General features: G+C 73.0%; 16 protein-coding genes. 9 read left to right on the top strand and 7 right to left on the bottom strand.

Annotation, left to right across the window (positions count from 1 at the left end):
* Positions 1-886 precede the first annotated feature (886 nt).
* The gene (locus tag WME83_RS09875) at positions 887-2,401 is read right to left on the bottom strand and encodes a protein kinase domain-containing protein (protein ID WP_437319019.1); all 1,515 of its coding nucleotides are present in this window, start codon (positions 2,399-2,401) and stop codon (positions 887-889) included.
* Positions 2,398-4,674 (bottom strand): FecR domain-containing protein, encoded by a 2,277-nt coding sequence (locus WME83_RS09870; RefSeq protein ID WP_437319018.1) that lies wholly within the window; start codon positions 4,672-4,674, stop codon positions 2,398-2,400. The genes WME83_RS09875 and WME83_RS09870 overlap by 4 nt, the downstream gene beginning before the upstream one ends.
* A 266-nt stretch (positions 4,675-4,940) precedes the next feature.
* Between WME83_RS09870 and WME83_RS09865 the strand changes: the two genes are divergently transcribed.
* A complete protein-coding gene (locus WME83_RS09865; RefSeq protein ID WP_437319017.1) occupies positions 4,941-6,707 on the top strand; it encodes an OmpA family protein in 1,767 nt (588 codons plus the stop codon).
* A gap of 48 nt (positions 6,708-6,755) precedes the next feature.
* Positions 6,756-8,543: an adenylate/guanylate cyclase domain-containing protein gene (locus tag WME83_RS09860; RefSeq protein ID WP_437319016.1), complete on the top strand. Its 1,788-nt coding sequence runs from the start codon at positions 6,756-6,758 to the stop codon at positions 8,541-8,543.
* Between the two features lie 27 nt (positions 8,544-8,570).
* On the opposite strand, the gene WME83_RS09855 is transcribed toward WME83_RS09860, so the two are convergent.
* Complete coding sequence (locus WME83_RS09855; RefSeq protein WP_437319015.1) at positions 8,571-9,851, bottom strand: serine hydrolase domain-containing protein; 1,281 nt, start codon at positions 9,849-9,851, stop codon at positions 8,571-8,573.
* Between the two features lie 1,917 nt (positions 9,852-11,768).
* Here WME83_RS09855 and WME83_RS09850 point away from each other — a divergent pair.
* The 7 genes from WME83_RS09850 (at position 11,769) to WME83_RS09820 (ending at position 21,587) form a co-directional block, all read left to right on the top strand.
* On the top strand, positions 11,769-12,230 hold the full coding sequence (locus WME83_RS09850; RefSeq protein WP_437319014.1) for a hypothetical protein: 462 nt from the start codon (positions 11,769-11,771) through the stop codon (positions 12,228-12,230).
* 273 nt (positions 12,231-12,503) lie between these two features.
* Positions 12,504-13,694 (top strand): cytochrome P450, encoded by a 1,191-nt coding sequence (locus WME83_RS09845; protein ID WP_437319013.1) that lies wholly within the window; start codon positions 12,504-12,506, stop codon positions 13,692-13,694.
* 309 nt (positions 13,695-14,003) lie between these two features.
* Positions 14,004-15,242 (top strand): hypothetical protein, encoded by a 1,239-nt coding sequence (locus WME83_RS09840; protein ID WP_437319012.1) that lies wholly within the window; start codon positions 14,004-14,006, stop codon positions 15,240-15,242.
* Positions 15,243-15,567: 325 nt separating this feature from the next.
* Complete coding sequence (locus tag WME83_RS09835; protein ID WP_437319011.1) at positions 15,568-16,158, top strand: GTP-binding protein; 591 nt, start codon at positions 15,568-15,570, stop codon at positions 16,156-16,158.
* A gap of 135 nt (positions 16,159-16,293) precedes the next feature.
* Positions 16,294-17,607, top strand: a complete 1,314-nt coding sequence (gene mgtE, locus WME83_RS09830) for a magnesium transporter (protein WP_437319010.1) — start codon at positions 16,294-16,296, stop codon at positions 17,605-17,607.
* 221 nt (positions 17,608-17,828) lie between these two features.
* Positions 17,829-18,548, top strand: a complete 720-nt coding sequence (locus WME83_RS09825) for a YciI family protein (protein ID WP_437319009.1) — start codon at positions 17,829-17,831, stop codon at positions 18,546-18,548.
* Between the two features lie 606 nt (positions 18,549-19,154).
* Positions 19,155-21,587: a cellulose binding domain-containing protein gene (locus WME83_RS09820; protein WP_437319008.1), complete on the top strand. Its 2,433-nt coding sequence runs from the start codon at positions 19,155-19,157 to the stop codon at positions 21,585-21,587.
* A gap of 173 nt (positions 21,588-21,760) precedes the next feature.
* On the opposite strand, the gene WME83_RS09815 is transcribed toward WME83_RS09820, so the two are convergent.
* The 4 genes from WME83_RS09815 to WME83_RS09800 form a co-directional block, all read right to left on the bottom strand.
* The gene (locus tag WME83_RS09815; protein ID WP_437319007.1) at positions 21,761-22,756 is read right to left on the bottom strand and encodes a rhamnogalacturonan acetylesterase; all 996 of its coding nucleotides are present in this window, start codon (positions 22,754-22,756) and stop codon (positions 21,761-21,763) included.
* A gap of 764 nt (positions 22,757-23,520) precedes the next feature.
* Positions 23,521-24,699: a hypothetical protein gene (locus WME83_RS09810; RefSeq protein ID WP_437319006.1), complete on the bottom strand. Its 1,179-nt coding sequence runs from the start codon at positions 24,697-24,699 to the stop codon at positions 23,521-23,523.
* Positions 24,696-25,763: a tetratricopeptide repeat protein gene (locus WME83_RS09805; RefSeq protein WP_437319005.1), complete on the bottom strand. Its 1,068-nt coding sequence runs from the start codon at positions 25,761-25,763 to the stop codon at positions 24,696-24,698. The genes WME83_RS09810 and WME83_RS09805 overlap by 4 nt, the downstream gene beginning before the upstream one ends.
* Positions 25,760-26,422, bottom strand: coding sequence for an RNA polymerase sigma factor (locus tag WME83_RS09800; RefSeq protein WP_437319004.1), 663 nt, complete (start codon positions 26,420-26,422; stop codon positions 25,760-25,762). Before WME83_RS09800 ends, WME83_RS09805 begins: the two co-directional genes overlap by 4 nt.
* Between the last annotated feature and the right edge of the window lie 165 nt (positions 26,423-26,587).

The following is a 26,587-nucleotide window of genomic DNA, read 5'->3' as shown; positions in this document are numbered from 1 at the left end:
CCGTCAAGCCGATTGTGCATCGCGAGCGGGCCTGATCCTCACAAAGGTGCGATAAGCTCAGATGCGGAGTCATGATGGCAACTCGACGCCGACATGGGGCCGAGTCCTCGACGGGCGCGATCGCCCGGCGCGCCAGGCGCGCGAAGCTCGTGCGAATCTCGTGCGGATCTCGTTGAAGATCGCCTGCGATCAGCGGCCGCGCCGACCGCGCTCGGCATGCGAGCTCGCTCGAAAAGCTGGCGTGAGATGGACGGCTGACGTTGCCGTACGACACGACCTGATGTTCATCGTGCGGCCCCCGGGAGAGGCCTGCTGCTGAACGGGAGATGTCGGGTCGCTTCCGGGGTTCCCGCCGCTGCCACGGCACCGGGGTCCCGCCACCGCTGGGATCGTTGCTGCAACGAGGGTCGCCGCTGGCCAGGACCGCGATCCCAGCCGCGAGCGACATGACCGCTCGCTACTTCATGACCGTCTCCTGGATGCGCATGACGGCCCATCCGGAACGAAGCAAAAGCATGACGACCGCTCGACACTGTGAGCGTTCACATACCGGATGTCAACGTCGATCGACCAGCCCGCCGCTCGGCGAGCGAGGTACGCGCTGCTGTGAGCATTCACAAATTCACCCAGCCAGCGCGCTCGCTTGCTGAGCCCGGCACGCCATCCAACTCGCCCCTGCCTCCGCGCTCCGCGTGGGCCCCGGCCACTCGGCATGGGCAATCGCGGGACCATGCTGCAAGAGGAGAGACCGCAAGGGTGCAAAAGGCACAAGGGGACAGAGATGGAATTTTATTCTGCTCCACCCCGCGCCCCTTGCGCCCTTGCGCCCTTGCGGCCCACTTCGCCATGAATCGATTCTTTGCCGAATTTCGGCATGAGCGGCGCGCTAGCGCCCCCGGCGCACGACCCGCGCGATCTTGCGCGACAGCACGTCCGGCGCGACCGGGTAGCGCACCACGTCCGCGGCGCCCGCCGCGACGAGGGCGTTCATCCGGTCCGAGGAGAGCCCCGCCGCGCACACGACGGCCCGCACGCCGGGCGCCGCGCGGCCGAGCGCCTCGAGCAGCGCGCACGCCGCCTCCACGTCCGCGCCCGCGTCGATCACGGCCACCCCGAGCCCCGACGCGACGAGCGCGGCGGCGTCGGCCACCTCGGTGAGGTGGATCCGCTGCGCGTCGAGCCCGATCTCGCACGCCTCGCTGAGCCCCTGGCCCGCCGGCGCGAGCCGGATCAGCCCGACGGCGTGCTCCGGGACGGGCGCGAGCCGCGCCGTCTCGCCAGCCGGCCACGGCGGCGCGCGCTCGCCCCGCTCCCCGAGCGGCACGTCCGCCTTGCGCTCGGGCAGCCGGCGCGCCTCCGCCTCCCGCGACATCGCCTCGTCGAGCCGCGCCCGCGCCGCCGCGGCGCTCTCCGGCCGCCGCTCGGGCAGCTTCGCCAGGAGGTCCAGCCGGAGCCGCTCCAGGAGCGGCGGGACCGGCGGCGCCCCGGGCGGTCGAGCCAGCGGCGGCGGGATCGAGAACATGTGCATCGCCATGAGCTCGATCGCCGGAAGACCGGTGAACGGCGGCGACCCCTGCAAGAGCACGGTAAGGATACAGCCGCACGCGTAGAGATCGGTGCTCGGGCCCACGGCCAGCGAGCGGCACTGCTCGGGGCTCATGTACTCGGGCGTGCCCGCGACCATGTCGTTCGAGGTGAGCGTCGGGCCGGCGTCGAGCGGGTCGTCGAGGTGCGCCAGGCCGAAGTCGACGACCTTGGCGACGCGCTGCCCGTCCTGCTCGGCCAGCAGCACGTTCTCCGGCTTGAGATCGCGGTGCACGATGCCGCACGCGTGCGCGGCGCCCACGCCGTCGAGGATGTCCCCGAAGATCTCCGCCACCTCCGCGAGGTCCATGAGCTCGCGCGACGCCCGGAGCCGCGCGGCGAGCGACTGCCCCTTGAGCAGCTCCATCACGAGGTAGACCTGCCCGCCCTCGTCGTCCTCGTCGCCCCCGAGGTCGAGCACCTTGACCACGTTGCGGTGCACGAGGCGCGAGGCGGCGCGCGCCTCGCGGAAGAACCGCCGCCGGCTCTCCGGGAGCAGCGCGATGTGCGGGTGCATCGTCTTGACCGCGACCGGGACGCCGAGCAGGACGTGCTCCGCCTCGTAGACCTCCCCCATCCCGCCCGCGCCGAGCAGCCGCACGAGGTTGTACTTGCCGCCGAGGACCCGCCCGACGCCGGCGCGCTGCGGCGGGCCGGCCTCCGGCACGTCCGAGGGGAGCGTCTCCGCGCCGGCCAGGCGGCCGGTGCGCTGGTGCGGGTCGGGCGCCAGCTGGGTGTCCGGCGCGCGCGCGCCCTTCAGCACGGTGCGGTCGGGCTCCCCGTCCGGCGGCCTGCGCGCGCCGTCGCCGCCGCTCACGGCGGCGCCTCGCGGAAGCCCACCGCGATCTGCGCCGTCACCGGGCCCTCGCCCGCCTCGCGCCACGGGCTCACCCGCACGGACAGCGCCCCGAACAGCGCGCCGCCCGCCTCCGCGCCCGCCGACAGCCCGCCGAGCACGTCGTTCGCCCCGTCGTCGCGGTGGACGAGGTGCAGATCCAGCGCGCCGTGCAGCCGGAGCCACGGCGCCGCGTCGGCCGCCGCGCCCGCCAGCAGGAAGCCCTGCGACGGCGGCGCGGCCGGCGCGCCGACGCCCTCGGCGCCCGCTGCGCCGCCCTCGGCGCCCGCCGCGCCGCCCTCGCCGCCCGCCGTGCCGCCCTCGCCGCCCGCCGCGCCCTCCCCGCCGCCCCCCGCGCGGATGCGGAGGCCCGCGTCGACCACCCACGTGAGCCGGCCCGCCGCGCCGCCGAGCGCGACCCCGGGCTCGATGCGGACCGGCGGGCCCCCGTCGGCCAGGGGCACGCCCAGGCGGAGCGTGGGGCCGAGCTCGAGCGCCGAGCGATCGAGGCGCACGGCCCGGAAGCGCGCGCCGAGCCAGCCGGCGCTGCCCGCCCCCTCGCCGTCGCCGGCGGGGTTCGAGCGCAGCGCGGCGTCGAGCCCCAGCGGCCCGACGGCGCCGCTCGCGCGCACCTGCCCCGCCGCGACCCAGCCGCCGCCGGCGCGCACCGCGGCCGCGCCCACGGCCACCACGGCGGGCGGCGTGGGCCCGAGCCAGAGCGCGTCCGCCGCCGCGGTCACCGGCAGGAGCGGGAGGTACGCGCCCAGCACGGGCGCGGCCGGCGGCGGCGGCAGCACCGCGCGCGCCGGCCCCGGCGCGGACGGCAGCTCGACGTCGCTCGTGCCGAGCACGCCGCCGCGGCCGTCCGCGACGTCGAGCCGGACGCGCAGCGGCTCGCCGGGGCGCGTCGACTCCGGGGGCAGCGGGATCCGCGCGGTCAGCGCGCCGCCCTGCCCGCCGCCGGTCAGCGCGGCGGAGCGCACCCCGCCCGGCAGGTGGGCGACGATCCGCGGCGCCACCCGCCGCGCGACGTCGACCCCCGCGACCCCGTCGAGCGCCACCCGGGCCTCGAGCGCCTGCCCGCCCGCGGTCGCCACCCGCGCCGCCTGGATCGACGCGCCCACCGCCGTGTACCGGACCGGGAGCGACGTCACCGCGTCGGGCCGGCGCTCCGCCGCGGCGCTGCCCCGCTCGCGCAGCCGCAGCGCGCGCGGGGCGCGCTGGAGGAGGTCGATGCGCTCGGGGATGGGGCCGAACGGCCCGTCGTCGAGCGAGAGCTCGAGCGCGGGCGACGGCGTGAGCTCGACGATCCCGTACGGGTTCGCGGTGATCTCCCGCGCCGCCGGGGCGACGCCCCCGGAGACCCGCGCGGCGACGAGGTGGAACCGGCGCACCGCGCCGACGCCCAGGTACTCCTCCCGATCGATGACCCGGACCCGGAGGAAATAGGCGCCGGCCGGCATCTTCTCCGCGCGGAAGGACACGACGTCCGGCTTCACCTCCTCGCGGACGACGAGGTCGTTGAGCTCCGGGTCGCGCGCGACCTCGACGCGGTAGCCGGCCGCCCCGGGCGCCGGCTTCCACGACGCCGACAGCACGCCGAGCCCCGCCGGGGCGAGCGCGATCGGCGCGGCGTCCGCGGTCGTCCACTCGGGCGGCGGCGGCAGCGGCCGCGGGCGCGCGGGCGGCGCCCTGTCCGAGAAGCGGGTGCCATGGTCCTTCGGGACCACGACGGAGACGCCGCCCGAGCTGACCCCCGCCTTGCCGTCGAACACGGCGACCGTCGTCCGCTCCCCGCGCCGCTGCACCACGGTGTCCCGCGACGACGCGCTCACCCGGCCGCCGCCGCCCGCGGCGACCTCGACCGACTGGCCGCGCAGCGCGGCGAGCGCGGCCTTCACCTCGCCGTCCGCGAGCTCCACGGCCGCGGGCGGCGTCTTCGATACCCGCGTTCGGCTCGCCGTACCGTAGATGACGACGAGCGTATTGGGCGCGAGCAGCACGCGAGTCCGATCCACAAACTCGATGTCTGCCCGCCCCTCATCGAGCGTGTTGACGCTCGAGTTCGCGACGAGGGGCATCCCCGGCGCCGCGGGCGCCCACCCGCCGCCCGCCGCCCGCGCGCGCACGTCCGGGTGCATCGACCGGATCTTCGCGTCGGGGATGGACGTCACCTCGGCGGGGAGCACCAGCGTGAGGCCCTCCGCGAGCGCCGTGCCCGGGCCGCACGCGACGCGGTTATATCGCTGGATCAACCCAACATGCCTGGACGAGCCGTAGAGGACCTCTGCGATGTGGTCGCACGTCTCTCCGCGCTGCACGCCCCATTGGATGACCGCCTCTGGATATCCCGGCGTGGGCTCTTTGGCGCTCGCCGCGCCGACGAAACCAACGTGGCTGGCGCAGCCGAGGAGCACCGCGATAGCGACGGACTGGCCACTTGACGATGCCACGCCCGCGGCACGCTACCGGATCGAGATCGGCGTTGCAAGAGACCAGGCAATGGGATACGAGCAGACCGATGGCGTTTTGGTCGGCGCGCGCCATCGCGCCCCTCCTGGCCTCCCCGCTGCTCGTCGCGGCCGCCTCGGCTTCCATGCCGGCCGCGGCGCAGGAGGCCACCGCGCTCGACAGGCTCGCTCCCGCGCCCGCGGGCGACGGGCTAACCACTGTCCCTTCTGCCGGCGTATCGGGCGAGCTCCGGCCGGCGGTCGGACTGCTGTTTTCCTATTCTCATCAACCGCTCAGCCTGCGCGGGACGGCGCCCGCCGGCGCGGTCGCGTGGGTGGACCGCCAGGCAATCCTGCACGCGCTCGCGAGCGTGGAGCTCTTCGGGCGGGTCAAGCTCGACCTCGACGCGCCGTTCGTGCTGGATCAGGGCGGCGCGTCCGGCGCGCTGGCGGACGTCCGCGTCACGGCGCCCGGCGGCGGCGCCGCGCTCGCCGATCTCCAGGTGGGCGGCCGGGTGACGCTCCTGCCCCAGGAGGGGCTCTGGCCGGCGGCGGCGCTCGGGCTCTCGGTCTGGCTGCCGACCGGCGACGCGTCGGCCTTCGCCGGCGCGGGCGCCGCGCGCTACGCGCCGAGGGTGATCGTGGGGGCGGAGCACCCGGGCTTTCGCTGGTCGGCCTCGGCGGGGGGCCGGTTTCAGCCGGCCTCGGCGGACAGCCTCACGGGGAGCGAGGTCTTCTTCGCCGCGGGCGCCGGCGTCCGCAAAGGCCCGCTGCAGCTCGGGTCGGAGCTCTCCGTGTGGGCGGCCGCCGGCGAGGCGTCGGCGCTCCGGGTGCCGGGGCGCGCCGGGGCGGAGCTGCTGCTCACCGCGCGCTGGTCGCTCGGCCCGCTCACGGTGGACGCGGGCGCCGGCCCCGGCTTCGGGCGGCTGCCCGGCACGCCCAAGGCGCGCTTCTTCGCGGCGCTCGGCGTCGCCGCGGACGTCGTGCCGGCGCCGTCCTCGGCCGCGCCTCGGGCCCCCGCGGGCGCGCCTGCGGGCGCGGGCGGCGGCCGCGGCGCCGCGCGGGCGCCGGCGCCGGTCGCCGATCTCGACGGGGACTCGGTCCCCGACGCGGAGGACGCGTGCCCCCGGGTCATCGGCGAGGCGCGCCCGCCGGCCGCGGCGGCGGGGGCCCGGCAGGCGTTCCGGCGCGGTTGCCCGCCGGATCGGGACGACGACGGGATCTACGACGTCGACGATCGCTGCCCGGACGAGCCGGGGGTGAGCAGCGCCGCGGCCGACGGCGCGCCCGGGGGCGCGGGGGCCCGGCCGACGTCGCGGCACGGCTGCCCTGCGGACACGGACGGCGACGGCATCCCCAACGCGGCGGACGCGTGCCCCTACGAGCGCGGCAAGCCGAGCGAGGACCGCGCGACGCACGGCTGCCCGTTCGCGGTGCGCATCGAGGGCTCGCAGATCGTCATCCTGCAGCAGGTCCAGTTCCCGACCGGCAGGGCCGAGATCGAGCCGGAGAGCTTCGAGCTGCTCGGCGAGGTCGCGGCGGTCCTCGAGGAGCACCCCGAGATCGCCCGGGTCGCGGTCGACGGCCACACCGACAACCAGGGCGCCGACCAGGCGAACCTGCGGCTCTCGCAGCGCCGCGCGCTCGCCGTGGTCGCGTGGCTGACCGCGCACGGCATCGACGCCCGCCGCCTCGAGGCGCGCGGCTTCGGCGCGCGCCGGCCCATCGCCGACAACCGCACCGCCGACGGCCGGGCCAGGAACCGCCGGGTGGAGTTCCAGATCCGCAAGCGCACGGACGAGGGCGCGGCCGGCTGGAAGGACGGCCCCCTTGAGTGACCCGGCGCGCGGCCGGGCGCGCCGCCGGGCGCGCGCCGGGGGCGCCGCGTGAGGGCGCTCTCGCTCAAGGCGAAGGCGATCGCGCTGTTCGCCGGGATCGCGCTCGGCCCCGTGGCCGTCGCCGTGACGCTCCTCGCGGACGTGAACCGGCGCGCCGTGCGGACGTCCGAGGAGGCCTTGCAGGCGGCGATCCTCTCCGAGGTGGCCTCGGTCTCGATCCAGCTCGTCCGGGACGTCGAGAGCGACGTCGTCGCGGCGGCGGCCATCTTCGGTCATGCCGCGGGCGGCGCGATCCGGGACGAGGATGCGGTCGCGTCGGTGCGCGCCCTGGTCGCGACGCGCGCGCTGGTCGACGCGGTGCGGCTCGAGGTGCCCGCCGCGGGGATCGGCACCGTGATCCGCAAGGCCTCGTCCGGCGCCGACGTCCCCGCGGCGCCGGCCGCGCTGCGCCGGCTCGCGGACGAGCGCGGGGTCGGCTTCGGCGTGGTCGGTCCGGCGCGGGGCCTGCTCGTGGCCCGCGTGCGGTCTCCGGGAGACGTGGGTGCGGCCGGCGCGGCGCCGCCTTCCGCGGCCGGCCCTGCCGGCTACGTGGTCGCGGAGGTGGCGCTCGACGCGCTCGGGCGCGATCTCGCGGCGATCGCCGCGCGCCGCTTCGGCGGCCGCGAGGTGCGCCTGCTCATCGCGGGCCACGATCGCCGGGCGATCGCGGCGTTCGGCGTGCCGGGCGCGGCGCCGGGCGCCGACGTCTCGGCCCTGCCGCTCTGGGGCAAGCTCCCGCCGGGCGCGGTGTGGACCGACAAGATCAGCGTGCTCGGCCCGCACGACGAGGGCGGCCAGCGGATGATCGGCGCCATCGAGACGCTCCCCGACCTCGGCTGGGCGGTCGCGATCTGGCGCCCGGAGCCGGTGGCCTTCGCCGCGCTCGACGAGATGCGGCGCCGCGGCCTCGGGGTCGCCGCGGGCGCGCTCGCCCTCGCGCTCGTCCTCGCGGTCTTCACCGCCCGCCACGTGACGCGCCCGGTCCTCCACCTCGTCGCGCAGGCGCGGCTCATCGGCGCCCGGCGCTGGCGCGAGATCGCGCTCGGCGACGGGCTCCGAGGGCGGCGCGACGAGATCGGCGAGCTCGCCGCCTCGCTCGGCCGCATGGCCGCGGATCTCGAGCAGGGGGAGGCCGAGATCGCGCGGGAGGCGAAGCTCCGCGGCGATCTCGGCCGGTTCATGGACAAGGCCGTCGTCGACGCGATCGTGCGGGGCGAGCACCCGCTCGCGCTCGGCGGCAAGCGGGCGGCGGTGTCGGTGCTCTTCGCCGACGTTGTCGGCTTCACGCCGCTCGCCGAGTCGCGCGACGCCGAGCGCATGGTCGCCCTCCTCAACGAGCTCTTCTCGATGCTCACCGAGATCGTGTTCCGGCACGGGGGCACGGTCGACAAGTTCATCGGCGACTGCGTCATGGCCGTCTGGGGCGCCCCGCTCGCGCAGGCCGATCACGCGCGGCGCGCGCTCGCGGCCGCGGAGGACATGATGCGCTTCCTCGAGACGGCGAACGAGGAGTGGCGCGAGCGATACGACGTCGAGGTCCGCCTCGGCATCGGCGTGAACTCCGGAGAGGCGATCGTCGGCAACGTCGGCTCCGACAAGCGGATGGAGTACACGGTGATCGGCGACGTGGTGAACGTCGCCTCGCGGCTCGAGGCGATCGCGGCGCCGAACCAGGTGCTGGTCTCGGAGGCGACCCGGTCCCTCGCCGGCGACGCCTTCCTCCTGCGCGCGCTGGGCGAGCGCAACCTCACCGGGCGCAAGACGACCACGACCGTCTACGCGCTCGACCCGGACTGACGATCGCCCGGCGCGCCCGCGGGGCGCTCAGCCGTGCACCGCGTTGATGATGCCGTCGAAGAACTCGGCGCAGCCGATATTGTCGAGCATCCGGTTCCAGCCGATCTCGTCGAACGGCTGCGGCAGGCCGTGGTTGGTCAGCAGGACGCCGATGATCTGGAGATCCGGGTCGACCCACACGAACGTCCCGGCGCCGCCCGCCTTGCCGTACGCGCGCGGCGACAGGCGCATGCCGCCGTTCGAGAAGCGCCTCGTCCAGAGCTCCCAGCCGAGGCCCTTCGGGGTGAGGAGCAGGTTGTTGATGGGCGAGGTGTCGGTCGCCGCCGCCGTCACCTGGGGCGTGTTGTTCTTCTTCATCTTTCGCACGAGGTCGGGCCGCAGGACCTCGGCGCCCCCGTAGGCGCCGCCGTTCATGATCATCTGGCAGAACACCGCGATGTCCATCGCCGTGGAGAAGACGCCGTCACACCCGGTGATGCCGCCCAGCGCGAAGTCCTGCTCGTCCTGTACCTCGCCGCGGACGACGTAGCCCCGGAGGGGCGAGTACCCCGTGGCCGCGATGCGCTCGAGGAGCGCCGGGGGCGGGTTGTACATCGTGTCGTTCATGCCGAGCGGCTCCCAGACGCGGGCGCGCGCGACGGCGTCCAGATCGTCCCCCGCTGCGGCCTCGATCATGCGCCCGAGGAGGCGGTACGTGAGATCGCTGTAAAGCACCGACGTGCCTGTCGGGTACTCGAGCGGCGTCTCGGCCATGAGGCGCCACACGGTCTCGTCGTCCGGCTCGTCCAGGAACTGGTTGTCCATCGGCAGACCGGCCGAGTAACGGAGCATGTCGTAGACGGAGATGCCCCCCTTTCCGTTGGCGGCGAACTCCGGCAGGTAGCTGGCCACCGGATCGCTCAGCTGGATCACCCCCTCCTGCACGAGGGCGAGCGCCGACGCGGCCGTCGAGAGCACCTTGGTCATCGATTGCAGGTCGAAGATCGTATCGAGCGTCACCGGCTCGTCGGCGCCGGCGACCTTGCTGCCGAAGGCCCGGTGTCCGACGACGACCCCGTGCCGCGCGACCAGCGCCGTGGCGCCGGGGAACAGACCGTCCCTCACCCGGCGTTGTATCCGTGCGAACACGTCCTCGAGCCGTTCGGAGCTCATGCTCACGTCCTCGGGCCGCCCCGGGGTGAGCGTGGTGCAGGGGGTGCCTCTCCACGGGTCCGAGCCGAGCGCGGGCGCCGCGGCGGCCACCGCGGCGAGCTGGGTCATCCCTTGCAAGAAGTGCCTGCGGTTGAACGCTCGTCGTTGATCGATCATGGCTCTTCCCAACCTTGGTTTCATGAGGAACGAATGGTTCCACGGTGTCGCCTCGGCAGCGCCGGGCGCATTCAACGTGGGCGTCTGTCGCGAGGAGTCGCAAGTTGCACGCCAGCGTTGCGTGTTTTCTTCCCCTCCTGCTGCATCGCCGACGAGACCGACTATCTCGCTGCCTTTTCAGCCGAGCGGCTGGGCGCGTCTCTGCCATTTGGGTTGGCACGGCGGCAATCGAAGCGCAATCGATTGCGGGATGACGCAAGCCGATGTGCGCTCCCCGCGACATCCAGGACGCCCCTGGACGAGCGTGGACGAATGCACAGCACGTTTTCGACCGCGCTTCGAGGCGAGGGCGGACACCGCATTCGGGCGTAGCTCCACGGGCGCGGCCGCGCCTCCGGGCGGCGCGCCCGAGCGGCTGGATCGACGAGGACGGCGCCTCTCGAGGTGCGCCCAACGACGTCAGGCGGCCAGCGCGAGAGGACGCCTCCACGCGAGCTGAGTCGAGGGCAGCCCCACGATCTGCCCGCTACCCCATCTGCCGCCCATTCGCCGGTTCCGATTTGTCGCCTGCCAAACAGCTCTCGTAGGTCGAGTGGATCGTTTAGAGAGCAGCATTACGGATTCGACGCGATAGCAGGATACCGACGTAGCTTCCCTGTCGCGACGCCGCCGGGCGCCGCGATACTCTCTGTCGTTTCCGACCTCGGGACGGGCGGGTGGTTTCCCACCTCGGGACGGGCGGGTGGCCCGCGCGCACCGAGCGCGCGGCTCCCGGGCCGGCGGTGCGCCAGGGCGGCTCCCCGGGCCGGCGGTGCGCCAGGATCGAGCCGCACCGGCGACCGCCGGTGCTCCGCGGTCGAGCCTGCATGCCCCGGCATGCACCTGCGGGCCGGGGCAGGCACCTGCGGGCCGGGGCAGGCACCTGCGGGCCCCGGCATGCACCTGCGGGCACTGGCATGCACCTGCGGGCACTGGCATGCACCTGCGGGCCACGGCATGCACCTGCGGGCCGCCGCATGCACCTGCGGGCACTGGCATGCACCTGCGGGCCCGGGCATGCGCCTGCAGGCCCCAGCATGCGGCACCCGCGGAGACACGACCGCAGAGGAGGGTCCGGCTACCGCTCCTGGCGGACCTCGAGACGACCGCTCAGTCCGCCCTTCGCGCGGTTACCGCCCGATTTCTCGGCGAAAGCCGGTCGCGCCGCACGACGCGCGCTCGGCGCGGCGCGGGCGTCGTCACCCTGGATGAGCTCGCCACCGGATGACGGGACGGGTGGAGGCGGTATAAAACTGACCACCCCCGCGGCCGGGCAGCATCGACGCACCGCCCCATCCCTTGCGCGGGCAAACCTAAATCAATATCATATGAGCTCGAGATAGACAACGGCAGAAGCGCACTACGGCAGAGAGCCCACGCGGCTCCACGTAGCCTGTTGTGTCTTGTCTCATTGTCACAGCCCCAGTGAGGCACCTTTGTCGCCCGGACGACAGGGCCACTGAACTCTTTCATGATTCTGCTGTCCCGACACCGACTCTGACGTTGGCATCAACCGTGAATATGCTCCAACGCGAGGGCCGAATGGCTCTGCAAGTGGGGCGCATGAGCTCCGGGACGGCATGAGCGAACCTTGATTTCGCGGCGCGCAGGGCTGTTCGCAGCAGCGCGCCGCGCGGGAGGGCTCCTTGATAGAAGCCCGCTCGGTACAACATGGCTGCATCGAGACCGGCGCGAGAGCGCCGGCTGGCGACCACAGGTCGAGATCGATCCAAGCGGACGCGCACCCGACGGACGGGGCCGCCCGAGCGCGCGATCGATCCTTGGGACTCGTGACTGGCTCATGACGAACCGGTGTTCATGCGTTCGTTGAACGCTCAACCAAACAAAAAAAACCTGTTTCCAAGAGGATAAACGAACATGAAGTCGATCAAGTCTCGCGTGCTCTCTGGTGTTGGCGCTGCTCTCGTTGCCCTCAGCCTGTCGGCCCCCGCGCTGGCGTCGTATGACACGCCGGTCAAGCAGGACCTCCCGATCTACGGTCTTGTCACCGTGACCGACCTGATCGACAAGATCCTGATCCAGGTCACGGACGTCCTGGACCTGAATGACGAGGTCGTCGACATCGACAGCATCAAGATCGTGTACCTCACCGACATCCTCAACGGCTCCGAGATCGATGTCGTGGAGAACTCGCTGAACAACCTGCTCGTGAAGCTCCAGCTCCTCAACCTTCAGAACGTGCTGGAGGACGTCGACGTCGCCAACGGGATCAAGGTCGGCGACGTCCTCAGCAACAACGACGTCGATGTCAGCGATGTCGTCGGCGTCAAGGTCTTCGACGTCAACGGCATCAAGAAGCTGCTCGTGTTCGTCAAGTAGCTCTGACCGCGCGGACGCGGGCGGAGCGCTGACGACAGCAGAGAACGAAGCCCGGGAGGTCGGCCGCCTCCCGGGCTTGGCTCGGTCAAGATGACCGACTACCCGGTCATCTTGACCGGCTGCGCGGCGCTCCGTCCCGCGCGACCGCCCCAAAACCCGGCGATCGCGGCCTGGCCTCCGGGGTGCTCTGGGGTGCCCCCGTGGTCCGCTCGCCCGCGCCGCCCTCGGTCCTCGAGCGCGCTGCCCGGCCGAGGGGCCCGGGAGGCAACCGCGATGCATCATCGGATGGACGTGCTCTCGCCCGCGTTTCGCGCGAACCCGTATCCCTGGTACGCCGAGCTGCGCCGCGCGGCGCCGGTCTGCCAGGTCGAGCCCGGCGGAATGTGGGCCGTGAGCCGGTACGAGGACGTGCTCTTCGTCCTCAAGAACCCGGAGCTCTTCTCGTCGCACGGCTTTAAGGCGGCGTGGCAGCCGCCCTGGGTGGGGTACAACCCGCTCGCCAACTCGATGCTCGCCCTGGATCCGCCGGCGCACACGCGCTTGCGCGGGCTCATCCACCGGGCGTTCGGGGCGCGCACCGTGGCCCGGCTCGCGCCGCGCGTCCGCGCCGTCGCCGAGGAGCTCGCGAGCGGCCTCGCCGGAGAGCTCGACGTCATCGACGCGCTCGCGATGCCGCTCCCGGCCTTCGTCATCGGGGAGGTGCTCGGGCTCGACCACGGGCTCCGCCGGCACTTCAAGCGCTGGGCCGACGACATCCTCTCGGTCACGCCCGGCCCGGAGCCCCCCGCGCACGCCGAGCGCGTCCGGACGACGATCGCCGAGCTGACGGGGTACCTGAGCGACGTCGTCGCGGCGCGCCGCCGCGCCCCGGCGGACGACACCGTGACCGACCTGATCCGCGCCGAGGCCGACGGACAGGCGCTGACGGACACCGAGATCGTCGACTTCCTCGTCTTGCTCCTGCTCGGCGGGCTGGAGACGACAACCCACCTGCTCGGCAATGCCCTCCTCTTCCTCGCCGATCATCCGGAGATGCTGCGGCGCCTGCGCGACGCGCCCGATCTCGTGCCGCTCTTCCTCGAAGAGGTGCTCCGGTACGACGGTCCGAGCCAGTCCGTGCCCCGGCTGACGACCCGGGAGGTGGAGCTCGCCGGGGCGACGCTGCCGCCCGGGGCGCTCGTGCTCGCGCTCGTCGCCTCGGCCAACCGCGACGAGCGGCAGTACCCCGAGCCGGACCGGTTCGACCTGCACCGCGGCTCTCACGGAGGGCTCCAGTTCGGGCACGGCATCCACTTCTGCATCGGCGCGGCGCTGGCCCGCATGGAGGCCCGCGCGGCGCTGGAAGCGCTGATCGCGCGCTTCGCCCGGATCGAGCGCGGCCCCGGGGAGATCGTCTACAACCGCACCCTCACCGTGCGCGGCCCGGTCGCCTTGCCGCTGCGGTTCGTCGCCGGACCGGCGTGAGGCGCGCCGAGTGACAGCGCGCAAGGAGGCGCGCGCACGTAACCAGCGCGCAAGGAGGCGCGCGCGCATGTAACCAACGCGCCGGGAGGCGCAGGGCGCGTCACCCGCTCTCCCCGGCCGCGGCAAAGGGCCCTGCCGCGCCTGCCATCTTGACAGAGGTCGCGCTCGCGCTATCCTGGCCACACCGGTCCGGAACAGGATCCGTCATTCCACCGACCGCCGAGTCATGACGGGCCGCGCAAGCGCCAGGCGACGATAGACGCAAAGACGTCCCCGAGCCGCACAGGCCGGGGATGACGAGGTCGCGCCATGCGAAAGGCGGAAATCGACGCCCTGGTGCGCGCGCATCGGGGCCGTGCCCGTCCCGTCGCCTTCTTTCATGTGCTCCGCCAGCCGGTGCTCGAGCCGGACGATCATGCCTTCTTGTCCGAGCACATCGAGGAGCTCGGGACATCCGATCTCCTGCGCTGGAGGGCGCGGTGCGAGAGCGGCTTCAGCGGGCCGGTGATCCAGCAGCTCGCCCGGCTCGCGATCCGCGATCCGGCGCATTTCCAGCACGAGGTGCTGGGCGTCCCGCGGCTCACGCTCGCTGAGGAGGAGTGGATCGAGCTCTCGGATCTCGTGCGCGGCAAGGTCCCGGCGGCGATCTACGAGCGCGTGCTCGCGCGCTGCCGGCGCGAGCCCGTCCAGTGGCCTTCGGAGTTCGTCCTCTCGCCGAAGGTCCGCAGTGAGCCGCTCCTCGACGGCGACGAGCTCGACGGCCTCGCCGAGCGCCCCGCGCTGCGCGATCTGCCGGTCGCGAAGATCCTCGCGGCGCGGCGGGCGGGGTTGCTGTCGCTCGACGACGGCGCGCTGGCCGCGCTGGCGATGGAGCGCGCGCGCGGCTCCGACGAGGACTGGAGCGCCCATATCCGCCGTTTTCCTGCCGTGCTCCGGGACGCGATCCTCGAGAAGGCGCGGCGGACGCCGCGGGGGTCGGAGCGGGCGAACCTGCTCGTCTGGCTGGAGGCGCACGGCGTGGCGCGGGCCGCCCTGCTCGATATCGCGCTCGGGTCGATCCGGGCGGGGGGCGACGCGTATGCCGTGCTCCCCTGGCTCGCGCGCCAGCTGACGACGCGGGCCGCCTGGGACAAGCACGGTCTGGAGACGCTCTCTGCGCTGATGTCGCGACGCGCCTTCTCGGAGATAGGCGAGCTCGTGACGCTCGCGTGGAGCGAGGCCGGCCAGGGCGGCAAGGAGGTCTCGCGCGGCTTCCTGGAGGCGATCCAGGTCGCCTTCGCGCTGGTCCTGCTCGGGATGGCGCGCGAGGCGCTCGCGGCGGGCCACCAGGAAGGCGCGGCGGCGGCGCTGTCGGCGCTCGCGTGCCTCGACCCGCCGTCGCGGGTGAGCCGCGCCGTCCACGAGCTCCGGCGGGTCCCGGGCGCGAGCCCCGACGTCGCGGAGCTCATCGCGGTGAACGAGCGGCTCGTGAAGCACAGCGACGCGCGCGACGCCTCCCTCGAGGGGTTCGTGGCCGCGCTCCACGCGATCGCCGACGCGTCCAGCTGAGCGCCGCCGGCGCGGCGCCGCTCGCCGCGCCGGCGGCGACACAGCGGCTCGCGGCCGGCGGCGCGTGACGTAGCGCGCGGCGCGTGACGTAGCGCGCGCCGCGCTCGATGCGGGGATTCGGAGGGGGAGCGGGCGTCGCCCTCCCCTCGACGGCGGGGGCCGACTGCCTTCCTTCCATCGCGAGGACGGGCGGTCGCCTCCTCTCCCCGTGCGGTGGTCGGCCGCTGCCTTCGCTTTCCATGCGATCGCGGCCGATCGCCTTCGCTTCCAATGCGGGGACCGGCCTTGCCTCCCCTCGAACGTCGACTCTGTGAGGAGCACGCCGATGTCGTTCATCAACTATGCGACCCGGGAGATCTACTGCAAGATCGTCTATTACGGGCCCGGGCTCTGCGGGAAGACGACGAACCTTCAGTACGTGTACGATCGGACGGTGCCGAGCGCCAAGGGGCGGCTCATCTCGTTGAAGACGGAGAGCGATCGCACGCTGTTCTTCGATTTTCTGCCGCTCGATCTCGGGGGCCTTGCGGGCTTCCGGACGCGCCTTCAGCTCTACACCGTGCCGGGCCAGATCTTCTATCGAGCGAGCCGGAAGCTGATCCTGAAGGGAATGGATGGCGTCGTGTTCGTGGCGGACTCGCAGCGCGCCCGGCTCGACGCGAACCTGGAGTCGATGGCCGACCTCTGGGACAACCTCGCCGAGGAGGGCCGCTCGCCCGGGCGGCTGCCGCTCGTGATCCAGTACAACAAGCGGGATCTCGAGGGGATCGCCGACGTCGCGGAGCTCCGCGCGCTCCTCAACCCGGGCGGAGCGCCCGAGTTCGAGGCCGCGGCGGCGAGCGGCCGCGGCGTGTTCGACACCCTGCGGGCGATCGCGAAGCTCGCCCTCAAGGAGATGGATCGCGGGCGCCGCTGAGGCTCTCCGCGCGCAGGTGGGCTCGTGCACGAGGGCACGACGCCGTATCCTCGCGTGGCGTCGAGGCCGGCGCCTGCGCCTCGACCTCCTCGTCATCCCCCCTTTCCCAACAACCCCTCGTCGTGGAGGCGAGCCATGCCTGACGACCGTCTCACCGCCGCCGAGCTCCGCGAGATCTGGGCGGTCCTGTCCCCCGCGGAGCGCGTCGAGAGCTTCGAGCACATCGACCGGGGCGAGGTCCACAGCTTCTTCCTGAGCCTGTCCGGGCAGGAGCAGGCGGCCATCCTGCTCGCGATGAAGAGCGGTGAGCGGCAGCTCTGGATGCGGCTCCTCGCGCCCGACGACGCGGCGGACGTGATCCAGCTCGTTCCGCCGCACGACCGCGCCTCGTTCCTCGAGATGCTCGACGAGCCGACGCGGCGCGAGGTGACGGCGCTCATGGCGTACGCCGAGGACGCGGCCGGCGGCCTGATGAGCCCGCGGTTCGCGCGCCTGCGGCCCGACATGATGGTCGGCGAGGCCATCCGGTACCTGCAGCGACAGGCCCAGGAGAAGCTCGAGACGATCTATTACGCGTACGTGCTCGACCAGGAGCAGCGGCTGCTGGGCGTGGTGTCCTTCAGGGACCTCTTCGTCGCGCCGGGTGACAAGCCGGTGTCCGAGGTCATGCGCCGGGACGTCATCTCGGTGCCCGACACGCTGGACCAGGAGGCGGTCGCGCGCGTCATCGCGCACCACGATCTCAACGCGCTCCCGGTCGTCGACGCCGAGGGCCGGATGAAGGGAATCGTGACGGTCGACGACATCGTCGACGTCGTGCAGCAGGCGGCCACCGAGGACATCCAGAAGCTCGGCGGCATGGAGGCGCTCGACACGCCGTACATGCAGACCAGCATGCTGGCCATGGTGAAGAAGCGCGGCGGCTGGCTCTCGGCGCTCTTCCTCGGCGAGATGCTCACCGCGAGCGCCATGGGGCATTACGAGGAGGAGATCGCGAGGGCGGTCGTGCTCGCGCTCTTCGTGCCGCTCATCATCTCGAGCGGCGGCAACTCCGGGTCCCAGGCGACGACGTTGATCATCCGCGCAATGGCGCTCGGCGAGGTGACGATCAAGGACTGGTGGCGCATCGTCCGACGCGAGCTCACCGCCGGGCTGTCGCTCGGCGTCATCCTCGCCACGATCGGTCTCGTCCGGATCCTCGTGTGGCAGGCCATCTTCCACACGTACGGGGAGCACTACCGCGAGGTGGCCGCCACCGTCGCGGTCAGCCTTGTCGGCATCGTCACCTGGGGAACGCTCGCGGGCTCGATGCTGCCCTTCGCGATCCGCCGGCTGGGCTTCGACCCGGCCAGCGCCTCCGCGCCGTTCGTCGCGACCCTCGTCGATGTCTCGGGTCTCGTCATCTACTTCAACGTCGCGCAGATCGTCCTCCGGGGCACCCTGCTGTGATGCTCGGCCCCCGGCGCGGCCCGCGCGCTCGCGGAGCGAGAGAGGCGCGGCTCGTCGGGCAAGGCCAGCGCGCCCGAGCGCGACCCCGCGGGGGCGTGCAAAAAAAATGCGCCGCCGTGTCGATCCGGCTCGCCCTCGTTCGTCGCCCTGCCGAGCGCCGGGGTTGCTCGCGGCGAGGATCCCCGGTTTCCTGTCGACCCAGCACCTAGGAGAACGTGGACATGCGTTTCATGATCATGCACAGGACCGACGCGCAGACGGAAGCCGGCGCGCTGCCGAGCCCTGAGTTCATCGCGCGTGTGGGGCAGCTGGTCGGTGATCTCGCGAAGACGGGGGTGCTGCGCGACGGCGAGGGGCTCCGCCCGAGCTCCCTGGGTGTTCGCCTCCGGTTCGCCGGCGGCCGGCGTACCGTCACCCGGGGGCCCTTCGGGGCGGCGAGCGCGGTGCCGGCCGGCTTCGCGATCCTCCGCGTCGCGTCGCTCGACGAGGCGATCGGCTGGGTGACGCGCTTCGCGGAGCTGATCGGCGACGTGGACATCGACATCCGGCCCGTGACCGAGGCGTGGGATCTCGGCGTGGCGCCGAAGCCCGAGGGGCTCACGACGACGCGGTACATGGCGGTCCACTGCCACGACGCGGCCGACACCGGGGCGCCGCCCGCGCCGAAACTGGTGGCGGAGATGGGTCGCCTCATCGAGGAGATGACCCGGGCCGGCGTGCTGCTCGCGGCCCAGGGGCTGCAGCCGACCGCGAAGGGCGCTCGTATCGTGTCGGCCGGCGGCAAACGCACGGTGATCGACGGGCCGTTCGCCGAATCCAAGGAGCTGATCGGCGGCTACGTCATCGTCGATGTGCCGTCGCTGGACGACGCCAAGGACCTGGCGCTCCGCTATGCGGACGTCGTGGGCACCATCGAGATGGACATCCGCGCGCTGTCCTGACGAACCGCGTCCCGAACGACGCGGGCGCGTGCTACGACGCGTACCTGGGCCCATGCCTGGAAGACGGCGAGCTCCCGCCGAGCCAGCGCGCGCAGGCCTGCACCGCCGAGCGCCTCCAGCCGCGCCCGCCTCCACGGCCACTGCACATCTGTCCACATACTGTGGATTTTCTGTGGACAGATCGAGCCCTGCACGCCGCCGGCGCGTGAGCTGCGAAGCGCGGGTTCCTCGGAGGAGCCACGCATCCGGAGCCGTGCCCCGGCCGGCAGCGACAAGGATCCTGGTGGAGGAGCTCGCTCGGTTGCCCGCGCCAGGCTCGCGGGGGATGTCGAGAGACCACCGACAAGGTCGGGGTTCACGGCCGCGCCGCCGTCGGGCTTCAGCGGGAGCCCGAGGCGTTCTCGTGCGCCGCAAAAACTCCGATTTACCGAAAGCGCACGTTTTTTTGAGACTCTGGTGATTGAGTCCTAGGTGCCGGAGCAACATGCAGGGTCGCTCCTTGTTCCTCGATCGCCAGGGGCTCCGGTCGAATGATTCGCCGGCCCCGGCGAGCGAGGACCTTTCGCGGATCGCCGCGTGCGCCGCGCGTTATGAAAGGATTTTTCCATGCGAGCTTGCTTATCTGCAGCGACGGCCACCGCCCTCGTGCTCCTCGGGGCGTGTGTCATGGATGAGGCGTACGGGCCTGAAGGAGGGCTCGAGCAACAAGAGGCCTCGGAGCAGCCGCTGACGGGCGACGGGCTGACCGCGACGCTGACGTACGCGTCGGACTGGGGGAACGGGTACTGCGCCGACGTCGCGATCCAGAACACGGGAACGGCGGCGACGACGACCTGGCGGATCGCCATCGCCATGAACGGCTCCGCCCTGGCGAACGCCTGGAACGCCGACGCGCTCCAGAGCGGGTCGCAGCTCGTCGCCACGCCGAAGAGCCACAACGCGAGCCTGGCCCCCGGTGCATCGACGAGCTTTGGCTTCTGCGCCACGGCGAGCGGTTCCACGCAGCGCCCGGCGCTCGCGAGCGTGACGGCAGGCGGCTCCGGCAGCAGCGCCAGCAGCAGCAGCGCCAGCAGCAGCAGCGCCAGCAGCAGCGCCAGCAGTGGCGCAGGCGGCAGCGGAGGCTCCGGCGCCAGCAGCAGCAGCGCCAGCAGTGGCGCAGGCGGCTCCGGCGGCTCCGGCGGCAGCGGCGGCTCTGGCGGCAGCGGCGGCTCCGGCGGCTCCGCGCCGAGCGGTCACTACCAGATGGAGGACCTCGATCGCGGCGTGGTCGCCGTCAAGGTTTCCAACGGCGTTTACGTCGGATGGAGGATGTTCGGTTACGAATACGACCCGGCGAACCCGAACGCCATCTCGTACGACGTTTACCGGAACGGCACGCGCATCGCGAACGTCACCAACAGCACCAATTACCTCGACACCGCCGGCACCACCTCGTCGACGTACTCCATCCGGGCGGTCGTCGGCGGCGCCGCTCAGGCAGCCTCGCCCACCGCCGCCACCTGGGGCCAGAACTACCTCCGCATACCGCTCGAAAAGCCCGCCAACGGGACGACGCCCTCGAAGTGCGACAACGCGGGCGAGAGTTACTCGTACTCCGCCAACGACGCGAGCACCGGAGACGTGGACGGCGACGGGCAATACGAGATCATCCTGAAGTGGGATCCGTCGAACGCCAAGGACAACTCCCAGGCCGGCTGCACCGGGCCCGTGTACCTCGACGCCTACAAGCTCGACGGGCGGCGGCTGTGGCGCATCGACCTCGGGAGGAACATCCGGGCAGGCGCGCACTACACGCAGTTCGTGGTGTACGACTTCGACGGCGACGGGAAAGCGGAGGTCGCCGTGAAGACCGCTCCAGGCACGCGCGACGGGACGGGCGCGTACCTGCGCCGAGGGCCCGCCGCCTCCGACGACGACGCGGCGGACCACAGGAACGCCGCGGGGTACGTGCTCAGCGGCCCCGAGTACCTGACCGTGTTCGGCGGGCCCGACGGCGCAGAGCTCGCGACCGTGGCGTTCGACGTGCCCCGCGGGACGGTCTCGTCCTGGGGAGACTCGTACGGCAACCGGGTCGATCGGTTCCTCGCGAGCGCCGGATTCGTGAGCGACCTCGGGAGAGGACAGGAGGCGAGCGGCCGGCCGGCGATCCTGATGGCCCGCGGCTATTACACGCGCGCCACGATCACCGCCTGGAGCTTCCGCGACGGCAGCCTGACCCAGATCTGGAAGGCCGACAGCAACGCGAACACCGCCTACACGGGCCAAGGCGCCCACTCGATGGCGGTGGCCGACGTCGACGCCGACGGCGCGCAGGAGGTGATTTACGGCGCCTCCACGATCGACAGCAACGGCACCCGGAAGTGCTCGACGAACTTCGGGCACGGCGACGCGCTGCACGTGAGCGACTTCGTCCTCTCGCGTCCGGGGCTCGAGGTGTTCATGCCCCACGAGGACGGCAGCAAGCCGACCTACGACATCCACGACGCGAACACCTGCGCGGTCCTCCGGCAGGGGCCGGTCACGGGCGCCGACACCGGCCGCGGCGTGGCGGGCGACGTGCTCGCGAGCAACGCCGGCGCCGAGATGTGGACCAACTCGACGGGAGGGCTCCTGTCCGCCACGAGCGGGTCGAGCGTCGGGAGCCAGCCTGCCTCGGCGAACTTCCTGATCTGGTGGGACGCGGACGAGCTGCGCGAGCTGCAGAACAATACGTCGATCACCAAGTACGGCGGAGGCTCGCTGCTCAGCTGCAGCCAGTGCGCCTCGAACAACGGCACGAAGTCGACGCCGGCGCTCACGGCCGACCTGCTCGGCGACTGGCGGGAAGAGATCGTGTGGCGCGAGTCCAACGACGCCGCGCTGCGGCTGTACACGACGACGAGCGTGACGACGCGGCGGATCTACACGTTGATGCACGATCCGCAGTACCGCATGCAGATCACCTCGGAGCAGACCGCCTACAACCAGCCGCCTCACCCGAGCTTCCATATCGGCGGCGGGATGGCGGCGCCCCCCAAGCCGGACATTCACGTCAGGTGACGCCGACCGCGCGCGGCGGGCAGGTCGCCCCGCGCGAGGCCGCGGCGCGGCCTGCCCGCCAGCGCGCGAGGGCGTGACGTCGAGCGGTCGGGCGCCGCGCGGGCGGCCGGCCGCATGAAGCGTCGGGGCACGGGAGCTGCGGGCCGGGGGCGCCGGAGCTGCGGGCCGGGATCTCAGTTCCGGTACTGCGCGAGCAGCAGGCCGGCGTCCGCGGTGCCGTCGGCGACGAAGCCCGCCATGGTGCGGGCGCCGGTCTCGTTGAAGTGGGTGCCGTCGACCGAGCCATCGGCCCGGACGAGGAAGAAGTCCTCGCCCGCCGCCACGCACCCGATCGAGTTCAGATGGGCGAGGGTCTTCTCGTTGAGATCGATGACGGGCACGTCGAGCTCGCCCCCGAGCTCCCGCATGGCCTTGGCATACGCTGCCAAGCCGTTGCCGAATTCGTGGCTGTCCCCGGTGCACGATCGCCGCGGGGGCGGGGTGACGAGCACCGGGATGGCATCGCGCGCCTGCGCGCCCGTGATGTACTGCTCGAGGTACGATTTGAAGTCCGTCGCGGGGTCGAGGTAGTAGGGAATCGTGGCGCCGTCGTGCTCGTAGGTCGCGTTCCTGTTGCTGTCGTTGGTGCCGAACTGCACCAGCAAGTAATCGCCGCGCTGGATGTCGACGAGGATGTCGGCCAGACGGTCCTCGTCGATGAACCGGCGCGCGGTGCGGCCGCCGATGGCCCGGTTCTCGATGTGCACGCGCGCGTCGAAGAACTCTCCGAGCATCTGGCCCCAGCCCGCCTGGTGAATGGGGCTGTTCACGTACGTCTGAACGGTCGAGTCTCCGGCGATGTAAACCGAGACGTCCGGCAGCGCGGCGCTCCCGCCGCCACCTTCAGAGCCGCCTGAGGCGCTCGTGGGCCCTCCGGCGGCGCCGGCGCCCGAGCCGCCGGTGCCCGAGCCGCCGGTGCCTGCGCTGCCGCCGCCCGAGCCGCCGGCGCCCGAGACGCTGGCGCCCGTGACGCTGGCTCCGGTGGCGCTGCTCGCGTCGCCCGCGCCGCTACCGCTCTGCGCCTGCGCAGGGGGCGGGTCGTCGGCCTCGGCTGGGTCGCAGCCGCCGGACGCGAGGCCGGCGAGGAGGAGAGGAAGCACGACGGTCAGGAAGAGGGGGCGCGTTCGCATGTGAAGCTCCTGCAGGAAAACGATGGATGGAGGAAGCGCGCCTCGGTGCGGACGGCGGGAAGACAGAGGGGGTAGCCGACCGACCGCGGATGCGCAGCGGGGAGGCGCGCGAGGGGCGAGGTAAGCGGTGAGAAGCAGGGTCGCATGGTCGAAATGGTGCGAAGCGCCGCCAGGCACCGCTGTGCTCTCCACGTGGGCCGAAGCGGGCGCGATCAATCATGAGTAGGCCGGAGTTCTTGTGAGAACCGAAACTGTTCCACCAGGATGCAAAATTGCACATTGGTAGCGTCGCAGGTCTCCGCAGATCTCAACCCCGGTCGGGTCAGCCCAACCTCGGGTCAGCCCAACCCGGGTCAGCCCAACCTCGGTGACCTCAACCCCGGTCCGTCAGCCCAACCTCGGTGACCTCAACCCCGGTCGGGGCAGCTCAACCCAGCTTCAGAGCACAATATTGCACCGTGAATGAAACAGCCATCTCAACCCCGGTCGGGTCGGCCACCTCAACCACCGGCCACCTCAACGACGGTCGGGTCGGCCCCCCCAACCACGGTCGGGGCGGCCAGCCACCTCAACCCCGGTCGGGTCGGCCCAACCCCAACCACGGTCGGGTCGGCCGCCTCAACCACCGGCCACCTCAACCCCGGTCGGGTCGGCCCAACCCCAACCACGGTCGGCTCGGCCCACCCCCAACCACGGTCGGGTCCGACCAACCCCACCGCAACCACGGTCCGCTCGCCCGGCTCGCCCGCCGGCGTGAGCGGCCGTCAGAGCTCGACGCCGAAGATCACGCCGGGCCGCAGCCGGTAGCGCGCAAGGACGGTCTCGGTCCCCTGAGCAAGCGACAGGTCGTAGCGGACGCGCGCGGGATCGAGCTCGACGAAGAGCTCCGTGAACACCCGGAGATCCCGGCTCAGCGGCAGCTTCGCCACCGGGCCGGCCACCAGCACGAACGCGTTCGAGGCGCTCGCCTCCGCAGGCACGTACCCCGACGCCCCCGCGCTGCCCGGCCTCGGCGCCGCGTCCACATGATCGACGCCCGCACCGAGACGCACCCCGAGCTCGATCGGCATCACGCCCGTGGCCACCGGATATAGCCAGCAGACGTCCGCCCGGAGCGCGATCGTCCGGAGATCGAGGCCGATGCGCGGCTCCTCGTAACGCCGCTCGAACTGGTACTGAAAGCGCGCGTCGAGGGCGACCCGGTGTCGGCCCCAGCCCCCGCCGAGCGCCACGCGCACCCCGGGACCGTGCGTCAGACCCACCTCGGCGGAATGCGTTGTCACCCCGTAGAACAACCCGAGCTCCAGGGCGCGCCGCGGCGGCGCCGGCGCCGGCGCCGCCGCGGCGGCCGGCGTCTCGGCGGGAACCTCGGGAGGCGCCGTCTGGCGGAGGATGAGCGCGCGCGCCTGCTCCCGATCCAGCGAGGCGCGCGCATCCACGCGCAGCGACCGCAGCGACAGCTCCACGACCTGCGCCACGGACTCGCGATCGAGCTCGTCGAAGCGGCCCGAGAGCTCGATCGAGCGCACCAGGAAGCGATCGGCCACGGGATCCGTGAAGTAGAGCGCCGCGCGGCGCGGATCGCTCACGTCGATCCAGCACGAGAGGGTCACGCCGGACGAGGCTCGCGTCGCGAAGAGCGCCGCCGCGTCGAACCGCGGCGCGATCCGGAAGCGGACCGCGAACGCGGAGAGCGCCTGGGATTCGAGCGCCGTCCGGATCGCGCCGAGGTGATCCGCAGCGCCCGTGAGCACGATCTCCACGACCGGCGCTCCGGACACCGGCGCCCCGGGCTCCGCCGCCCCGGGCTCCGCCGCCCCCGGCGATCCGGACGCCACCGCCGTCCCGTCGCGCGCCAGGGCGCTCGCCGGGGAGAGCGCCGCGGCCGCGGCGACCGCGAGACAGAACGCCCCGCGCTGCGCGATCGCCCGCCGCGTGATCACCCTCCGAGCTCGGCGAGACGGCGGCGCGCGTGCTCGACGTACGGCGAGCCCGGGTGCTCCCGGAGCAGGCGCCGCCAGTTCTGGGCCTCGTCGGCGGAGCGGCCGAGCGCCCGCAAGGCGCGCCCGCGGCCGTAGAGCGCCTCGACCGAGAGCGGCCGCGAGCCGGCCACGCCGAGGTACCGGTCGAACTGCGCGAGCGCCGCCCCGGGCGAGCCGGTGTTGAGGAGCAGGCTGCCCAGCGACACGAGCGAGAGCGTGGCCTCCGGCGACGTCGCGAAGCTCTTCTGGAGCGAGCGATAGAGCTCGATGGCGCGCTGGGAGCTCCCGGCGCGCCGCGCCTCGTTGGCCTCCCGGAAGAGCTGCTCCGCCGTCGCCGCCGCGGAGGACGGCGCTGCCGCGCTCGGCCCCCGCGCCGCGTCGCGCGGCCTCGGCCCCCGCGCCGCGACCTCCGGCAGCGCCGCCGGCGGCGCGACGGCCGCCGCGCGCTCGCCCGCAGGCGGAGCGGCCTCGGGGAGCGCCGCCGCGCGCGGACGGGACACCGCCGCGCGCACCGCGGGCTCGATCGCGCGGGCGCTCGGCCGCGGCGTTGCCTCCGGGCGCGGGCCGACGAGCGCCGTGGCGGCGACGGCCACGCCGCAGGCGAGCACGGCCGCCGCGGCAGAGAGCCAGACGCCGCGCCGCCAACCGGCCCCGCGCCGCCCCCCGAGGACGCCCTCCGGCCGCGCATCGCCGTCGCCGCGCCGGACATCGTTGTCGGGGCGCACCTCCGCGCTCGCGCGCCACACCGCCGCGCCCTCGCGGCCCACGCCCGAGGGCCACATCGCCGCGCCCTGGCGCCGCAGATCGATCGCGACCCCGCCGATCGCGGCGTTCGCGATGCGCGCGAGTAGCTCCGCGTCCCCCGGCTCCGCCGCGCCCACGGAATCGAAATCCTGCGCGAGCTCCCAGGTGATCCGGCACGACTCGCACGAGCCGAGGTGGGCGTCGAAGGCGAGCCGGTCGGGCTCGGTCGCGACGCCGCGGCGCACCCGCGTGAGGAGCTCGCTCCGGCAGTCCGCGCTCATGATTCCCTCCCGCGGAAGAGCTCGGCCAGCTTCGCGTTGTTGGCGAGCGCGCGCCGCAGCGCCTCCTTGCCGAGCCGGAGGCGGCTCCACACCGTGTTCGGGGAGACGCGGGCCAGCGCCGCGATCTCGTCGACCGTGTAGCCGAGCACGAAGTGGAGGGCGAGCGCCTCCGCGGTCGACTCCGGCATCCTGTCGAGGACCTCGAGCACCATCTCGCGCCGCCGGCTCGAGACCGTCTCGGCGAACGGCGACGCGCCGCTCTCGTCGGGCGCGACCTCGATCGGCGCGTCCGGCTCGTCGAAGCGCTCGCGCACGCGGAGGCGCCGGCGCGCGCCGAGCGCGGTCATCACCGCGATGCGGCTCGCGAAATGGAGCACGGTGCACTCGGCGCGGAAGGAGGGCAGGGCCTGGAGCAGCGCGAGCACGGCCTCCTGGGTTACATCCTCGACGTCGGGGTGATGAGGGCCGAGCACCTTCCTCACGCTCCGCAGCATGGCCCCGCCGAGCTCGGTGATGAGCGTGCGGATGGCCGCGGGGTCGCGCGCCGCCGCGGCCCGAGCGAGCCCGAGCAGGTCGTCCGCCCGCGGAGGTGCTCCCTCCGGCGGCGTGGGGAGATCGGTCGCGGGCTTTCGCACGTTGTAGACGATGCACGAGGCCATAACACCGGGTCAAGGCACACCGAGAGCGCCGGGAGCGCCGGAACCCCGCAGCCCGGCGGTGACGCTCGGGAGCTGCTCGGGACGAGCGGCGCGCGGGGGCTGCACACGGCCCTGCTGCCCCCCTCACCCGCCGAACGGAAACGGGATGTCGGCGCTGGCGGCGAG

Origin of the sequence: Sorangium sp. So ce385, assembly GCF_051474135.1 — a bacterium.
Classification (GTDB): Bacteria; Myxococcota_A; Polyangia; order Polyangiales; family Polyangiaceae; genus Sorangium; species Sorangium cellulosum_D.
Note: the sequence above shows the minus strand (reverse complement) of the source record. Positions and strands in the feature narration are given on the sequence as shown.

What these genes read in the sequence shown, in the direction of transcription:
- WME83_RS09845 (WP_437319013.1), top strand. Translation starts at nt 12,504, where the DNA reads ATGCATCATCGGATGGACGTGCTCTCGCCCGCGTTTCGCGCGAACCCG.
- mgtE (WP_437319010.1), top strand. Translation starts at nt 16,294, where the DNA reads ATGCCTGACGACCGTCTCACCGCCGCCGAGCTCCGCGAGATCTGGGCG.
- WME83_RS09815 (WP_437319007.1), bottom strand. Translation starts at nt 22,756, where the DNA reads ATGCGAACGCGCCCCCTCTTCCTGACCGTCGTGCTTCCTCTCCTCCTC.
- WME83_RS09855 (WP_437319015.1), bottom strand. Translation starts at nt 9,851, where the DNA reads ATGATCGATCAACGACGAGCGTTCAACCGCAGGCACTTCTTGCAAGGG.
- WME83_RS09835 (WP_437319011.1), top strand. Translation starts at nt 15,568, where the DNA reads ATGTCGTTCATCAACTATGCGACCCGGGAGATCTACTGCAAGATCGTC.
- WME83_RS09840 (WP_437319012.1), top strand. Translation starts at nt 14,004, where the DNA reads ATGCGAAAGGCGGAAATCGACGCCCTGGTGCGCGCGCATCGGGGCCGT.
- WME83_RS09865 (WP_437319017.1), top strand. Translation starts at nt 4,941, where the DNA reads ATGGCGTTTTGGTCGGCGCGCGCCATCGCGCCCCTCCTGGCCTCCCCG.
- WME83_RS09825 (WP_437319009.1), top strand. Translation starts at nt 17,829, where the DNA reads ATGCGTTTCATGATCATGCACAGGACCGACGCGCAGACGGAAGCCGGC.
- WME83_RS09805 (WP_437319005.1), bottom strand. Translation starts at nt 25,763, where the DNA reads ATGAGCGCGGACTGCCGGAGCGAGCTCCTCACGCGGGTGCGCCGCGGC.
- WME83_RS09800 (WP_437319004.1), bottom strand. Translation starts at nt 26,422, where the DNA reads ATGGCCTCGTGCATCGTCTACAACGTGCGAAAGCCCGCGACCGATCTC.
- WME83_RS09850 (WP_437319014.1), top strand. Translation starts at nt 11,769, where the DNA reads ATGAAGTCGATCAAGTCTCGCGTGCTCTCTGGTGTTGGCGCTGCTCTC.
- WME83_RS09820 (WP_437319008.1), top strand. Translation starts at nt 19,155, where the DNA reads ATGCGAGCTTGCTTATCTGCAGCGACGGCCACCGCCCTCGTGCTCCTC.